The organism is Kitasatospora aureofaciens, from assembly GCF_019192735.1.
Taxonomy (GTDB): domain Bacteria; phylum Actinomycetota; class Actinomycetes; order Streptomycetales; family Streptomycetaceae; genus Kitasatospora; species Kitasatospora aureofaciens_A.
This window is the reverse complement of record NZ_JAHTKP010000073.1, coordinates 1-14,870: the sequence shown is the minus strand read 5'-3', so window position 1 is coordinate 14,870 and position 14,870 is coordinate 1. Positions and strand designations below refer to the sequence as shown.

At 73.4% G+C, this 14,870-nt stretch carries 11 protein-coding genes and 1 pseudogene; 4 read left to right on the top strand and 8 right to left on the bottom strand.

Annotation, left to right across the window (positions count from 1 at the left end; translation table 11 throughout):
• Positions 1-189 precede the first annotated feature (189 nt).
• A complete protein-coding gene (gene rpsT / locus KV557_RS36385; protein WP_218205877.1) occupies positions 190-459 on the top strand; it encodes a 30S ribosomal protein S20 in 270 nt (89 codons plus the stop codon).
• A gap of 311 nt (positions 460-770) precedes the next feature.
• Here rpsT and holA read toward each other — a convergent pair whose 3' ends face one another.
• Positions 771-1,769, bottom strand: a complete 999-nt coding sequence (gene holA / locus KV557_RS36380; protein ID WP_218205876.1) for a DNA polymerase III subunit delta — start codon at positions 1,767-1,769, stop codon at positions 771-773.
• Between the two features lie 154 nt (positions 1,770-1,923).
• On the opposite strand from holA, the gene KV557_RS36375 reads away from it, so the two are divergent.
• Complete coding sequence (locus tag KV557_RS36375; RefSeq protein WP_218205892.1) at positions 1,924-2,160, top strand: hypothetical protein; 237 nt, start codon at positions 1,924-1,926, stop codon at positions 2,158-2,160.
• Between the two features lie 238 nt (positions 2,161-2,398).
• Positions 2,399-3,799, top strand: coding sequence for a M14 family zinc carboxypeptidase (locus KV557_RS36370; protein ID WP_218205875.1), 1,401 nt, complete (start codon positions 2,399-2,401; stop codon positions 3,797-3,799).
• A gap of 235 nt (positions 3,800-4,034) precedes the next feature.
• Here the strand turns inward: KV557_RS36370 and KV557_RS36365 are convergent, their stop codons facing one another.
• The 5 genes from KV557_RS36365 to KV557_RS36345 all read right to left on the bottom strand — a co-directional run bounded on the left by KV557_RS36365 (position 4,035) and on the right by KV557_RS36345 (position 10,418).
• The gene (locus tag KV557_RS36365) at positions 4,035-6,653 is read right to left on the bottom strand and encodes a ComEC/Rec2 family competence protein (protein WP_218205874.1); all 2,619 of its coding nucleotides are present in this window, start codon (positions 6,651-6,653) and stop codon (positions 4,035-4,037) included.
• 81 nt (positions 6,654-6,734) lie between these two features.
• Positions 6,735-7,655, bottom strand: coding sequence for a ComEA family DNA-binding protein (locus KV557_RS36360; RefSeq protein ID WP_256178473.1), 921 nt, complete (start codon positions 7,653-7,655; stop codon positions 6,735-6,737).
• Positions 7,656-7,786: 131 nt separating this feature from the next.
• Positions 7,787-8,632, bottom strand: coding sequence for a DegV family protein (locus tag KV557_RS36355; protein ID WP_218205873.1), 846 nt, complete (start codon positions 8,630-8,632; stop codon positions 7,787-7,789).
• Between the two features lie 167 nt (positions 8,633-8,799).
• A complete protein-coding gene (locus KV557_RS36350; protein WP_218205872.1) occupies positions 8,800-9,582 on the bottom strand; it encodes a hypothetical protein in 783 nt (260 codons plus the stop codon).
• Between the two features lie 242 nt (positions 9,583-9,824).
• Complete coding sequence (locus KV557_RS36345; RefSeq protein WP_218205871.1) at positions 9,825-10,418, bottom strand: RBBP9/YdeN family alpha/beta hydrolase; 594 nt, start codon at positions 10,416-10,418, stop codon at positions 9,825-9,827.
• Positions 10,419-10,564: 146 nt separating this feature from the next.
• Between KV557_RS36345 and KV557_RS36340 the strand changes: the two genes are divergently transcribed.
• Positions 10,565-11,188, top strand: a complete 624-nt coding sequence (locus KV557_RS36340) for a TetR/AcrR family transcriptional regulator (protein WP_218205870.1) — start codon at positions 10,565-10,567, stop codon at positions 11,186-11,188.
• Between the two features lie 51 nt (positions 11,189-11,239).
• Here the strand turns inward: KV557_RS36340 and leuS are convergent, their stop codons facing one another.
• Together leuS and KV557_RS36330 are read right to left on the bottom strand one after the other, a co-directional pair.
• A complete protein-coding gene (gene leuS, locus KV557_RS36335) occupies positions 11,240-14,152 on the bottom strand; it encodes a leucine--tRNA ligase (RefSeq protein ID WP_218205869.1) in 2,913 nt (970 codons plus the stop codon).
• Between the two features lie 254 nt (positions 14,153-14,406).
• Positions 14,407-14,870, bottom strand: a pseudogene (locus KV557_RS36330) (hypothetical protein); the annotation flags it as partial.

Below are 14,870 nucleotides of genomic sequence, written 5' to 3'. Positions count from 1 at the left end.
CCGCGCGGTCGGTTTGGGGCGGATGGTTTGGTCCGCGCAGCCGGTTTGGGCGGGCGGTCGGTTTGGGGCGGGCGGCGGGCCCCTGGTAGCGTGGGCTGCTGCACCTGGCCTCGGCATGCCCTCTCAGCTGGACCGACGGCCGCTGCGTGCAGTCCGTTCAATCCTTTTAGACAAGACTGAGGCTCCTTCGTGGCGAACATCAAGTCCCAGATCAAGCGCAACAAGACCAACGAGAAGGCGCGCCTGCGCAACAAGGCCGTCAAGTCCTCGCTGAAGACCGCTCTGCGCAAGGCCCGTGAGGCCGCTGCCGCCGGCGAGACCGAGAAGGCCGTCGTGCTGGCCCGCGCCGCCTCCAAGGCGCTGGACAAGGCCGTGAGCAAGGGCGTCATCCACGCCAACCAGGCCGCCAACAAGAAGTCGGCCATCACCAAGCGCGTCAACACCGCCGTCCAGGCCTGACGCCCCCGGGGGCTCCAGCCCCCACCGTCCAGGGACCGTCCGGCCCTCTACCCGGACCCCTGAGACGCGCGAGACTCGCACCGCACGCGGCCTGCGTTCGCCACGCGGGTGCGGTGCACGAAGCAGTTCGACAGGCGCCGCAGCGGCCTCTTCCCCAGAGGCCCGCTGCGGCGCCTGTCGCGTTCTGTGTCTTGGCCGGCGACGGCGGGGCGCGGATCTACCCGGGCCCCTCAGGGCCGAGGTGCCGAGGTCGGCTCTGCAGTCCGTCGCCCGGGACGGACTGCACGCGATCCGCACGCAGCCGGAGCTGCTCAGTACGCCGGACGGCTGCCCGCGCGGGCGGCTCGGGCGACGGCGACCACCGCGCGCTCCAGGGCGAAGGCCGGGTCGTCCGAGCCGCCCTTGACGGCGGCGTCCGCCTGCGCGATCGCGGTCAGCGCGGTGGCCACGCCATCGCCCGTCCAGCCGCGCATCTGCTGGCGGACCCGCTCGACCTTCCACGGCGGCATACCCAACTCGCGGGCCAGATCGGCCGGGCGCATGTTCCGCCCGGTGGTCGCCAGCCGCCCGATGCTGCGCACGCCGGACGCCAGCGCGTAGGTGATGCCGGTCGGCGGCTGCCCCACCGCCAGCGCCCAGCGCAGCCGCTCCAGCGCCTCCGCGGCCCGGCCGGTGACGGCCAGGTCGGCCACCTCGAAGCCGGTGGCCTCGGCCCGGCCGCTGTAGTAGCGGGCCACCACCGTCTCGTCGATCGTGCCCTCGACGTCCGAGGTGAGCTGGCTGCACGCGGCGGCCAGCTCGCGCAGGTCGCTGCCGAGGGCGTCCAGCAAGGCCTGGCAGGCCTCCGGGGTGGCGGAGCGCCCGAGCGTGCGGAACTCGCCCTTGACGAAGGCCAGCCGCTCGCTCGCCTTGGCCAGCTTCGCGCAGGCCACCTCGCGGCCGCCGGCCTTGCGCGCCGCGTCCAGCAGGCCCTTGCCCTTGGCGCCGCCCGCATGCACCAGCACCATGATCACTTCGTCGGCCGGGGCCTCGATGTACGCCTTGACCTCCTTCACCGAGTCGGCGGAGAGGTCCTGGGCGGCCCTGATCACGATGACCTTGCGCTCGGCGAACAGCGACGGCGTGGTCAGCTCGGCCAGGCTGCCCGGCTGGAGCCCACCGGGCGGGAGATCCCGCACGTCGGCGTCCGGGTCCGCCGCCTTCGCCGCCGCCACCACCTGGGCGACCGCGCGGTCCAGCAGCAGCTCCTCCTGGCCGACCGTGAGGGTCAGCGGGGCGAGCAGGTCGTCGCGTGCACTCTTCCTGGCCATCGCCTACCAGCATCCCACGGTGGACGGACACCCCTGCCCGGTCCTGCATCCGGGCCCTGCGGGCGGAGCGGGACCGGGGCGGCTGGAGAATGGGCCGGTGACCGAAGACCACATCACCGACCAGCCGGACGTCAACGACCCGCACGCCCGGCAGCTGCTCGTCCTGCCCGACCGCGACGCCGCCCAGGAGGCCGCGGAAGAACTCAGCGCCACCCACCCCGACCTCGGCGAGCTCGAAGTCGTCCGCGACGCCCTGGCGGGCGAGGACGACGCCGAGGACGCCCAGTGGCTCGTGGTCGTCGAACCGCCGGAGGACGGCTGGACCCCGGCCCGGCTGCGCGCCCTCGACGCGCTCGCCGCAGAGTACGAAGGCTGGCGCGAGGCGGGCTGAGCGCTTCCGTGAGCCGCCCCGGGGTCTGGGCCCCGGGGCGGTTTGTCGTTACGGCAGCGCCGCGGTGTGGTCGATGATCCCCGGGATTGAGGTTGTGACAGGGAGTTGACGGACCGCCATGGCAGCGGTTTGCTGCCACCAGGGCGATGCTTGCACGGGGGTTCATGTCATGACCCCGACACCCGACCGTCGGCCTCGCCCCGGCTCACGCCCCTCCCCCCACGACTCCGGAGCCCTCATGGCCAGGAAGCGTTCAACCACCTTCGCGGCCGGCACAGTTGCCGCGCTCACCGTGCTCGCGCTGTCGGTCGTCCCGACGGCCACTGCCCAGAACACGCAACCGTCGACCGTCCAGGGCATGTTCGTCTACCGCGTCCCCACCCACACGGCAGAGGACGCCCGGACCCTCTCCGCCGAAGGGTTCGACCTGCTCGAACACCGCGAGGACGGCGACCTGTTCGTCCTCGGCGACGCCCGCGCAGGCACCCGGCTGCGCCTGCTCGGCTTCACGCCGACGGTCGACCAGACACTGCCCGAGCCGGCGCAGGCACCACTCCGCGCCCGCCCCCGGAGCGGCCAACTCCCCGCGGCCGGCCCGGACGAGACCTACTACGGCGGCTACCACACCGTCAACGCCCAGTACGCCCACCTGGACCAAGTCACCTCCCAGCACCCCGACTTGGCCACCGTGGTCACGTACGGCCAGTCCTGGCGGAAGCAGACCGGCAAACCCAACGGCTACGACCTGAAGGCCGTCTGCATCACCAAGCGCACCGCGGGCGACTGCCAGCGCACCCCGAACTCGGCCAAGCCCCGGTTCTTCCTGATGAGCCAGATCCACGCCCGCGAGATCACCACCGGCGAGATCTCCTGGCGCTGGATCGACTACCTCACCGGCGGCTACGGCACCGACAAGGACGTCACCGCGCTCCTCGACTCCACCGAGATCTGGGTCGTGCCGATCGCCAACCCGGACGGCGTCGACATCGTCCAGCAGGGCGGCGACACCCCCAACTACCAGCGAAAGAACGCCGACGACACCAACGGCAGCTCCTGCGACTTCACCGGCCAGACCGGCGTCGACCTCAACCGCAACGCCGGCACCCACTGGGGCGGGCTCGGCACCTCGACCGACCCGTGCTCCGAGATCTACCTCGGCCCGCAGGCCGACTCCGAGGTCGAGAACACGGCCCTGGAAGGCCTGTTCCGCGACCTCTACCCCGCAGTCCGCGGCCCCGGCGACACCGACCCCGCCCCGGCCGACACCCGCGGCATCATGATCACCCTGCACAGCGACGCCAGCATGGTCATCTTCCCCTGGGCCCACGACCACGCCGTCCACACCGGCAACGACACCGCCCTGCGCGCCATGGCCGCCAACCTCGGCGCACTCACCGGCTACCAGTCCGGTCAGGCCGGCGAGATCCTCTACGACGCCGCCGGCGGCACCGACGACTGGATCTACGACAAGCTCGGCACCGCCAGCTTCACCATCGAGGTCGGTGACAGCGACTCCCGCGGCTGCACCGGATTCATGCCCGCCTACACCTGCCAGGACTCCTACTTCTGGCCCAAACTGAAGCCCGCCCTCATGTACGCCGCCACCCACACCCCCGCGCCGTACACAACCACGAACTGACCCCGCCCCAACCGCGAGCCCCGCGGCGCGCTCCGGGCCCGCCCGGAGCGCCACGCCAAGTTCCTCGCCGCTCCCCTGCGCGCACCCGTTCCTCCTCGCGGCGCGCTCCGGGCCTGCCCGGGGCGCGCCGCACCCCTTCCCCGGGCCCCGCCCCGCCCCCTCCCCTCCCTCCTCCCCACCCCACCCCCTTTCCCTGACCCCACCCCGGGGGATGGGAGGAGAGGACGGAGGGTGCTCAGCCCGGCGGGGCTCGCGGGGTGTGCGAGCCCCGGCCGGTGTGGGAGGCGGCCGCCTCGTCCGCGCCGTGGGAACCCGGCCTGTGCGCTCCGTGCGCGCTCTGCGGGTGCACGGCCACGCCGAGGGTGGCCGGGGAGTCGCCCGTCACGGCAATGTCCCCCGACCGATCGGTGCGCAGAACGGTCGCGCCGAGCGCCCGCAACCGGTCCACCGTCCGAGGGGACGGATGCCCGTACGAGTTGCCCTCGCCGCACGAGATCAACGCCAGCCGAGGCCGCAAGGAACCGGCCAAGCCCCAGTCCTGGTGGGCAGAACCGTGATGCGCGACCTTCAGCACGTCCACGCGCCCCAGCCGACCCAACAAGGCGGACTGGGCCGGTGGTTCAAGGTCCCCCAACAACGCCATCCGCACCCCTCCGGCCACCGTCACCAGCATCGCGACGCTCGCATTGTTGGCACCCGGCGCCTCGACGGCCGCACCGGCGTCGGGCCAGACCACATCCCACGACAACCCCGGCCCCGCCGAACGCCGTTCGCCCCGCCCGGCACGTAGCAGCGGAACGCCGGCACCGGCCGCCCAACCCGCCACCCGGGCAGCCTCACCAGGGGGATCGTCCAGGACCGTGCCCTCGATCGCTCCGACCCGGCGGCCCCGCAACACCCCTGGCACACCCTCGACGTGGTCAGCATGAAAATGCGTCACCAGGAGCAACGACACCGCAGTGATACCGAGATCCCGCAGACACCGATCAGCCGCATTCGGATCCGGCCCCGCATCGACCACCACCGCACTGCCCGGCACGTCCGCCGGAAGCACCAGCATGTCGCCCTGCCCGATATCGCACATCACCATCCGCCACCCCCGCGGTGGCCAGCCGGTGGCGATCCGGGCGAGCAACGGTGGCCGCAGCAGCACGGCCAGCAGAACCACCAGCAGCATCCCCGTCACCAGCGCCCGGACCCACCGCCGCCGCCCGCGGGCACGCCCATCGGACTCCACCCTCCGAGGCAGCAGCAGCGGTGCCGCCCAGCAGACCGCCAGAGTGATGAGCGCGACCGTCACCGTCCCGAACCATCCGCCCGGCCACGACAGTTGCCCGCCCGGCAGCTCGGCCCCTCGCCGCGCGACCAGCGCCAGCCAACTGACCGGCACGCCGGCCGGCTCCGCGAGCAGCCGGGCCAGTGCTGGGGAGACCGGCTCCAGTACGAGCACCCCGAAGCCGAGCAGCGTCGCCGGGGCCACCGCCAGCTCGGCCAGCAGATTGCACGGGATCGCGACCAGGCTGATGTGCCCGGAGAGCACCACCGTCACCGGCGCGCACAGCGCCTGGGCCCCCGCCGTGGCCGCGAGAGCGCCCGCCAGGTGGTGCGGCCAGCGCCGGGACCGCAGCGCCTCGGCCCAGGGCGGCCCGAGGACCAGCAGCCCGGCCGTGGCGAGCACGGACAGCAGGAACCCGAAGGACCGTGCCAGATACGGATCCAGCAACACCAGGACCAGCACCGCCCCGGCCAGCGCGGGCACGGCCTGCCGGGGCCGGCCCGTGGCCAGGGCGAGCATGCCGATCAGGCCCGTCCCCGCCGCCCGCAGCACGCTGGGCTCCGGACGGCAGATGGTGACGAAGGCCAGCGTCAGCGCCGTCCCGAGCAGGGCACTGGTGCGCAGCGAGAGGCCCAGCAGCGCGGCCAGCCCTCGGCGCTCGGGCGTGCCCGCCTGCCCGGGGGCGCCCAGAAGCACCCCGAGGACGATCGCCAGGTTGGCCCCGCTCACCGCCACCAGGTGCACCAGGTCGGTGGCCCGGAAGGCGTCCAGGAGGTCGTCGGGCAGCCGCGAGATGTCTCCGACGACCAGCCCCGGCAGCAGCCCTCGCGCATCGGGTGGAAGCCCGTCGCTGGCCGTCCGCAGGCCCTCGCGCAGCCACCCGGCGATCCGCTGCGGCAGGCTCGGCGACGCGAGCTGCCGAGGCTCACCGTGGGCGACCAGCAGCGCCGCGGACTCGGTGTCGTACCCCTCACCCGCCGGCCGGACCTCGGCCTCCACCGCCAGCCGGGCGGACGGGAGCAACCCCTGCCACGGCCCGGCCTCCTGCCCTCGGACCATGACCGTCACCGGCGTCCGCGTCCGGGTGGCCTGCCCATCGGGGACGGTGACGCGGTCCGCCACCGCCTCCACCGTGAGCACGCTCTGCCCACCGGTGGTACCGCCCCGGGACTCATGGGACTTCGGATCTCCCACAACGGTCAGCTCGACGTCCACGACCCGAGCCGGCTCGCCCGCCGCACGCGGCGAGGCGTGCTCGGCCGCCCGGGCCAGCTCCGGCAGCGGCCCCCGGTGCAGGTCTGCGGTGTGCAGCAGGGTCGCAACCGTGGCCGCTGCCCCCGTGAGCAGGACGGCTGCCAGCGTCGCCGCCGCCCCACGGCGCCGGAGCGCACCCGGCCGGGCGAGCAGCGCGACGCCCGCCAACACGGCCACGCCGGCCGACCCGAGCAGGACGGTGTCGTGCCCCGGCGCCCGGCCCAGGAGTGCGGCCGCGACCACCCAGGCCGAGACGGCGGGGAGCAGCAGTCGGAAGTCGGGCCCCGGGGTGTGGACGGACGGGGTCGGCTCGGTGGCGGACATGGCGGTACCTCCCTTCGGCGGGGCGGATCGGCGGGACGAATTGGCGGAATGGGCTGGCAGGACGGGTGCGTGGGCGGGACGTCAGAGGGTGAGCAGCGGACGGAGCTCCGCGTACGTGCGCGCGCCGATGCCGCTGACCTGCCGAAGCTGGTCGACCGTGCGGAACGAGCCGTGCGACGTGCGGTAGGCGAGGATGCGCTGGGCGAGGGTCGGGCCGACACCAGGGAGGGTGTCGAGCTGTTCGAGGGTGGCCCGATTGAGGCTGACGGGCTGTTTCGGAACGGCGGGAACGGGCGCCCCGCTGCCGGCCCCGGCGGCGGAGGCAGGTGGAGGCCCCGGCTCGCCGACGAGGATCTGCTCACCGTCCGTCAGTACCCTGGCCAGGTTGAGGCTTCTGGTGTCCGTCTCCGGCAGTGGCCCGCCCGCCACCCGCAGGGCGTCGGCCACCCGCGAGCCGCCGGGCAGGGTGTGCAGCCCGGGCACATGGACCCGGCCGCCGACGTCCACCACGACGACCGGCTCGACAGCAGGAGGCGGCTCCGGCGCACCGGCCTCCGCGCCGACCTCCGTACCGGCCCCGGCCGACGCCGGAGCGGACGGCCCCGAAGCCACCGCCAGCGCCGGCACCGCGACCGCCTGCGGCCGAGCCAGCCAGAAGTGCTGCACGGCGTACCCGACCGCGAACAGCAGCAGGACGGCCAGCCCCACCACCGCCCGCCGGTCGAGCATCATCGCCGGGCCGAACCGGAACCGCGGCCCGTCACCCGGCACCGGCGGATCCACCAGCTCGGGCACGTCCGGGCCACCCACCCCACCACCCGACTCACCCGGCGGCGCAGACGGCTCTCCAGACGGCGACCATGACGGCGGCCCGGTGGCCGACGGCCCACCCGCGCCGCCGCGCACCCCCTCCGCCGCCACCGGCAGCACCGTCGCCATCCGCATCCGGACGGTCTCGCTGATCTCGTGACGCTTCGCCGCGCCCAGGCCCATGCTCGTCATGCGCAGCACGGTAGGAGCCCTCGGGCGAACGCGCGGACATTACCGAACCCCTGTGGATAACAAGGGGGTTGTGGATAGAACGGCTCACCCGCACGAGTGGGCGTACACCCGGCGAGTTGACCACGCCCCCATCAACGCGGCGAAACCACCACCGCGAGCAGCCCCGGCCCGACGTGCGCGCCGATCACCGCCCCCACCTCGCCCACGTACAGCTCCCGCAGCCCGGGCACCCGCGCCCGCAGCCGCTCCGCGAGCGGTTCAGCCCGGTCCTCCGCCGCCAGGTGGTGCACAGTGATGTCGACCGGCCCCTCCCCCGATCGCTCGACCGCGATCTCCTCCAGCCGCGAAATCGCCCGCGAGGCCGTCCGCACCTTCTCCAACGGCTCGATCCGCCCCCCGTCCAGGTGCAGCAACGGCTTGACGGCCAGCGCCGACCCGAGCAGCGCCCGCGCCGCCCCGATCCGGCCGCCCCGCCGCAGGTGCTCCAGGGTGTCGACGTAGAAGAATCCGCTGGTCCCGGCCGCCCGCCGGGTCGCGGCCCCGGCCGCCTCGACCAGGCCCTCCCCCGCCGCGATCGCCTCGGCCGCCGCGAGCACCGCGTACCCGAGGGCCATGCCGACGAGCCGGCTGTCCACCACCTCCACCGGGACGGTCGCCTCGGCCGCCGCCAGCCGGGCGGCCTCCACGGTGCCGGACAGTTCGCCGGAGATGTGCACCGAGACGATCCCCTTCGCCCCGGCCTCGGCCGCCGCCCGGTAGGTCGCGGCGAAGGACTCGGGGTTCGGCCGGGACGTGGTCACCCGCTGCTTGCCGCGCAGCGCCTCGGCGACGTCCTTCGGCGAGATCTCGACGCCCTCGGCGAGGACCGTGTCACCGACCGCGACGCTCAGCGGGACCACCGTGATCCCGTGCTGGTCGAGGGCCTCCTGCGGCAGATAGGCCGTGGAATCCGTGACAAGTGCGAGGTCGGAGGGCATGAGCCGGAGGTTACTCCCCGTTCGGCCGGGATGACAGCTTCGACCGGGATGGCAGCGCCCGGCCCCGGGCACCCGAACAGCACCGCCGAACAAGCCGGGTCGAACGGCAACTCAAGCGACAAGTCGAGCGAAGAATCGAACGACGAGAAGCAGCCGCCGGAGAGGCTTCAGCCCGCCGAGGGACCCGTGGACGGCTTCCGCAGCCGCTGCGCCAGCTTGGCCAGCGGGTCACCGAGCCCGAGGAGGTCCTCGGCGCTCGACCGCCCCTTCCCGTCGGTCAGCCCGGCCCGCGGCCCCGCCGCCTCCCCGGCCGCGCCGGCACCGGACGAACCAGAAGGACCGGAAGCGCTGGAAGGACCGGAAGCGCTGGAAGAACCAGAAGCCCCCGCAGCACCCGACGCGTCCCAGTGCCGCAGCGCCCCCGCCTCGCTCTCGCACTCCTGGCTGAGCCGGCTCAGCTCGTCGTCCGCGAACCGGTGCATCCGGTCCTGCGCCGCCCAGCGCATGGTCTCCGCCGAGTGGGTGATCCGCTCGGCCCGCTCGCGCAGCTCCGGCAGCTTGGCCGCGATCCGCCCGGTGTCGGGCTCGCGCTCCAGGACGCGCAGCTCACCGTCGAGTTCCGCCGCATGGGCGTCCAGCCGGGTCAGGAGGGCGAGCGCCTCGCCGAGCTGGCCGTCCTGGGTGAGCCCGCTCTCCAGCACCTGCCGGGTGCCGTCCAGCGAAGTGCGCAGGCCGAGCCGGACGGCGGCGATCTGCCCCTGCGGGCCGGGCTTGGTGAAGGTCTTCGCCTTGAGGGTGGCGTTCTCCACCGCGCGCCGGGCGTTGGCCTCGTGCCGCTCGACCTTGGCGGCGACGGCCTTGGCCGCCTTGACCGTGCCGACCACGGCCAGCACGACCACCGCGATTCCGAAGAGCAGGGCCAGGCCGATCATCACGCCGAGCACGTCCATCACGAGCCACCTTCCGCCACCGGTTCGACCCCCACCGGGCCCAACGCGGGCTGCACCGCCGAGGGTTCCACGGTAGCGGCCGTGCCGGGCCCGGGGGCAGGCCGAACGGGCCCGCGCGGCGGAGATCAGGGACAGATCGGGGATCCCCCGGAGGGCCTACGCCGCCAGAACCAGGAAGCCCCGATCAACGAGCCCAGCCCCCGGCCGGCAAGCCCAGCCCCCGCCAACGAGCCCCGCCCCGATCAGCGCACCCCACGCCCCGCCAGCAGCTCCAGCACCAGCCGCACCGCCTCCGGCACCTCCACGTGGTCGTCCGGCGTGGCCCCGAAGTGCGCCCCCTCCGCCGTCAGCACCGCGGTTGCCCCCAGCCCGCGCACCAGGTCCCGCGCGTGCGCGGCCGGGTCGGGCTGGTTGACCGGGTCGTCGACGGCCTGCAGGACGCGGAAGCCGTGCGCCGTGCGCCGGATGGCGGCCCAGTCGAAGGGCTCGGCGAAGAACTCCTTCAGCAGGTCGTAGCCCACGTCCTGCGCCGGCGTGGCGACCAACAGCACCCCGGCGAACCGGCCGTGGGCCTCGGCGTCGCACTGCTCCAGGAAGCGCAGCACGTTGGCACCGCCGACGCTGTGCCCGACGAGCACGGTGTCCTCGGCCGGGCCGGCGGCCACCGCCGCCGCGCCGAAGGCGGTCCGCCAAGCGGTCAGGTCGGGGGCCTGCGGCTCGGGCAGCCGGGGCACCGTCACGGTGTGCCCGGACTTCGCCAACTCCCGCCCCAGATAAGGGAACCACACACTGTCGTCGCTCGCGCCCAGCCCGTGCGACACCACGATCCCGCTCATGACTCTCCCCTTGTCAAAGCCTTGCCGAAGCCTTGCCGAAGCTCCGGACGCACGACGCAACCACCGCACCCCGCGCCCGCACCTCCATCAATCAAAACGCTCCGTCGCGTTTCGATTAAACCTACCACCGCTGCTAACGTGCTGTCATGCAAGAGCAGAAAACCCGCCGCACCGGCGGGCGAATCCGCAGCGAGGAGGCCCACCACGCCGTCCTCGCCGCCACCGCCGCGCTCCTGGAGGAGGGCGGCTACCAGGCACTCACCATCGAACGGGTGGCCGCGCGGGCGGACGTCGCCAAGAGCACCATCTACCGCTGGTGGCCGTCCAAGCCCGTCCTGGTCCTGGAGGCCTACCGGACGGCGGTCGAACGGCGGATGCCCGACCCGGACACCGGCAGCGCCGCCGAGGACCTGACGGTCTTCGTCCGCGCCCTCCACTCCGTCGTCCAACACCCGCCCCGGATACGGGCGTTGCGCGGCATGATGGCCGAGGCGCAGCTGGACCCCGAGTTCGCGGAGCCGTTCCGGGCCTGGGTGCAGAGCCGCCGCGTGGTCGTGCTGCGGATCCTCGCGCGCGCCGTGGACCGCGGCGAACTGCCCGCCGGCGCCGACCTGGAGGCCGCCACCGACGAGCTCTTCGGCCTGTTCTGGTACCGCCTCCTGGTCGGCCACAACCCGCTCGACCCGGCCGACGCGCCCGCCCACGTCGAGCGCATGCTCGCCTCGCTCACCCGCACACAGAACAACGGGCAGCAGAACGACGGGCAGTAGAACAAAGGGCGGGCGCCCCGAAGGACGCCCGCCCGAACAACCCCTCAGGCCTCAGCCCGTGACGATGTTCACCAGCTTCGGCGCGCGCGCGATCACCTTGCGCACCGGCGCGTCCCCGATCGCCGCGACGACCGCCGGGTCGGCCAGGGCCAGCGCCTCCAGCTCGGCGTCCGAGATCGTCGGAGCGACCTCCAGCCGGGCCTTGACCTTGCCCTTGATCTGCACGACGCAGGTCACGGCCTCGTCCACCACGTACGCCGGGTCGGCGACCGGGTAGTCGGCGTGCGCCAGCGAGTCGCCGTGGCCCAGCCGGCGCCACAGCTCCTCCGCGATGTGCGGGGCCAGCGGCGCGACCATCAGCACCAGCTGCTCGGCCACGGCCCGCGGCGTGGAGCCGCGCTTGACCAGGTGGTTGTTCAGCTCGATCGCCTTGGCCACGGCCGTGTTGAAGCGCAGCCCGGCCATGTCGCCGCGAATGCCGTCGATCGCCTTGTGCAGCGCCCGCAGCGTGGCCTCGTCGGGCTGCTCGTCCGTGACGACCAGCTCGCCGGTGGCCTCCGACACGATGTTGCGCCACAGCCGCTGCAGGAAGCGGTACGAGCCGACGACCGCGCGGGTGTCCCACGGACGGGAGACGTCCAGCGGGCCCATCGACATCTCGTACAGGCGCAGCGTGTCGGCGCCGTACTCGTCGGCGATGGCGTCCGGCGCGATGGCGTTCTTCAGCGACTTGCCCATCTTGCCGGCCTCGCGCTTGACCGGCTCGCCCTCCCAGAAGTACTTCCCGTCGCGCTCCTCGACCTCGGCGGCGGGCACCGGGAAGCCGCGCTCGTCGCGGTAGACGTCGGCGGTGATCATGCCCTGGTTGAACAGCTTGTGGAACGGCTCGACGGACGAGACGTGGCCCAGGTCGTGCAGCACCTTGTGCCAGAAGCGCGCGTACAGCAGGTGCAGGACGGCGTGCTCGGCACCGCCGACGTACAGGTCGGCGCCGCCGGCCGGCTTGTTCTCGGTGGGGCCCAGCCAGTAGCGCTCGTTGGCCGGGTCCACCACGCGGGAGCCGTTGGACGGGTCGATGTAGCGCAGCTCGTACCAGCAGGAACCGGCCCAGTTGGGCATGGTGTTGGTCTCGCGGCGGTACTTGCGGACGCCGTCGCCCAGGTCCAGCTCGACGTTGACCCAGTCCTCGTTGCGGGACAGCGGGGTCTTGGGCGAGGAGGCGGAGTCGTACGGGTCGTAGGTGTGCGGCGAGTAGTCGTCGACCTCGGGGACCTCGACCGGCAGCATCGACTCGGGCAGCGCGTGCATCACGCCGTCCTCGTCGTAGACGATCGGGAAGGGCTCGCCCCAGTACCGCTGACGGCTGAACAGCCAGTCGCGCAGGCGGTAGTTGACGGTGCCCTCGCCGATGCCGCGCTCGGCCAGCCACGCCGTGACCCGGGCCTTGGCGTCCACAACGCTCAGCCCGTCCAGCGTCAGCCCGTCCACCGCCGACCCGTCCGACGAGCCTTCCCCCCGCGAGGAGTTGACGATGACGGAGTCGTACGTGTCGAACGCGTCGTCCCAGGCCGCCGGGTCCTCGCCGCGCCCGTCCGTCGGCTCAACGACGCAGCGCATCGGCAGCGCGAAGGCGCGGGCGAACGCGAAGTCGCGGTGGTCGTGGGCGGGGACGGCCATGATGGCGCCGGTCCCGTAGCCCATCAGCACGTAGTCGGCGATGAACACCGGGACGGACGCTCCGCTGACCGGGTTGACGGCGTAGGCGCCGGTGAAGACACCGGTCTTGACCTTGGCCTCGACCTGCCGCTCGACGTCCGACTTGGCGGCGGCCGCGGCGCGGTAGCCGGCGACGGCCTCTGCGGGGGTGGCGGCGCCGCCGGTCCACTCGGCGGGCACGCCCTCCGGCCAGGCGGCCGGCACGATCGAGTCGACCAGGCCGTGCTCGGGGGCCAGCACCATGTAGGTGGCGCCGAACAGGGTGTCGGGCCGGGTGGTGAAGACGGTGATCTTCTCCGCGTCACCGACGGCGAAGTCCACCCGGGCACCCTCCGAGCGCCCGATCCAGTTGCGCTGCTGCAGCTTGATGGCCTCGGGCCAGTCCAGCAGGTCCAGGTCGGCGATCAGACGGTCGGAGTAGGCGGTGATCCGCATCATCCACTGGCGCAGGTTGGACTTGAACACCGGGAAGTTGCCGCGCTCGGAGCGGCCGTCCGCGGTGACCTCCTCGTTGGCCAGCACGGTGCCCAGGCCCGGGCACCAGTTGACCGGCACCTCCTTGGCGTACGCCAGGCGGTACTCGCCCAGGAGCTCGTCCCGCTCGGCGCCGGACAGTTCGGCCCAGGCGCGCCCGTCCGGGGTCGCCCGCTCGCCGGACTCGAACTGCGCGATCAGTTCGGCGATCGGGCGGGCCTTGCCGGCCGCCGCGTCGTACCAGGAGTTGAAGATCTGCAGGAAGATCCACTGGGTCCAGCGGTAGTACTCCGGGTCGATCGTGGAGATCGAGCGGCGCGGGTCGTGGCCCAGGCCCAGCCGGCGCAGCTGCTGGCGCATGTTGGCGATGTTGGCGTCGGTGGAGACCCGCGGGTGGGTGCCGGTCTGCACCGCGTACTGCTCGGCGGGCAGGCCGAACGCGTCGTAGCCCAGCGTGTGCAGCACGTTATGGCCGGTCATCCGCTGGTAGCGGGCGAAGACGTCGGTGGCGATGTAGCCCAGCGGGTGGCCGACGTGCAGGCCCGCGCCCGAGGGGTACGGGAACATGTCCATGATGAAGCTGTGCGGCTTCGCGGTGACGTCGCCCGCGGCCGGATCGGCCAGGTCGCCGGCCGGGTTGGGAGCGTTGAAGGTGCCTTCCTTCTCCCAGATGTCCTGCCAGCGGGACTCGATCTCCGCCGCCAGCGCGGCGCTGTACCGGAACGGCTCGGTTGCGGCCTCGGCCGCGCCGGACGCAGGGGTCGTCTCGCTCATGGTCCTTCAAGCTCCATCGATGTCAGTGGGCGAACCGCGCACGCGGCGGGCCGATGTACCGAAGCCCCACACGCGGGGCGACGGGCCGAAGGCCCACACGCGGGCCGGAACGGGGCGGAAAACAAAAAATCCCCTCGCAGGAGGGGATGCCACGCCGACTCCGGCGCCGCCCGAGGGCGCAGCCGGTCCTGGTCAGCGCGGCCGGCTAAGGAGCAGGCGCACGGTTCGCATGGGCTCAGGGTACCGCAAGCGGGTCAGCGCGCTCCCGGGGATACCGTCCGGCCGGCCGCGTCGAAGTCGCGCAGCGCACGGGCGACCCGCTCGGACTGCATGCCGGAGGCGAGCGCGCGGGCGAGACCGGCGGTGCGGGCGGCCTCGCGCTGGTCGCCGAGCCGGCGGTGGACCTCGGCCAGCCGGACCATCAGCAGGGCCCTGGCCCGGGCCCGGCCGGGACCGAGGCCGGCGACGGCCTCGGCGAGCAGCACCTTGGCCCGGCGGTGGTCGCCGAGGGACAGGCGGCCCTCCCCCACCATGCCGGCGAGGTCGGCCCTGGCCTCCTCTGTGCCGGGCACGCCGTCGAGTTCGGCGAAGGCCCGCGCGGCGGCGTCCGCGGCCTGTTCGGCCTCGCCGCGGCGGCCGTGCGCGCGTGCGATCCGGCCCAGCTGGCGGGCCCGGCCGGCCGGGCTGAGCGCGTCGCCGTGCGCGGCGAGGGCCGCGG

Excerpts from the sequence above, each read along its gene's own strand:
- holA (WP_218205876.1), bottom strand. The coding sequence starts at position 1,769 with ATGGCCAGGAAGAGTGCACGCGACGACCTGCTCGCCCCGCTGACCCTC.
- KV557_RS36370 (WP_218205875.1), top strand. The coding sequence starts at position 2,399 with ATGGCCAGGAAGCGTTCAACCACCTTCGCGGCCGGCACAGTTGCCGCG.
- KV557_RS36365 (WP_218205874.1), bottom strand. The coding sequence starts at position 6,653 with ATGTCCGCCACCGAGCCGACCCCGTCCGTCCACACCCCGGGGCCCGAC.
- KV557_RS36360 (WP_256178473.1), bottom strand. The coding sequence starts at position 7,655 with ATGACGAGCATGGGCCTGGGCGCGGCGAAGCGTCACGAGATCAGCGAG.
- KV557_RS36355 (WP_218205873.1), bottom strand. The coding sequence starts at position 8,632 with ATGCCCTCCGACCTCGCACTTGTCACGGATTCCACGGCCTATCTGCCG.
- KV557_RS36350 (WP_218205872.1), bottom strand. The coding sequence starts at position 9,582 with ATGGACGTGCTCGGCGTGATGATCGGCCTGGCCCTGCTCTTCGGAATC.
- KV557_RS36345 (WP_218205871.1), bottom strand. The coding sequence starts at position 10,418 with ATGAGCGGGATCGTGGTGTCGCACGGGCTGGGCGCGAGCGACGACAGT.
- KV557_RS36340 (WP_218205870.1), top strand. The coding sequence starts at position 10,565 with ATGCAAGAGCAGAAAACCCGCCGCACCGGCGGGCGAATCCGCAGCGAG.
- leuS (WP_218205869.1), bottom strand. The coding sequence starts at position 14,152 with ATGAGCGAGACGACCCCTGCGTCCGGCGCGGCCGAGGCCGCAACCGAG.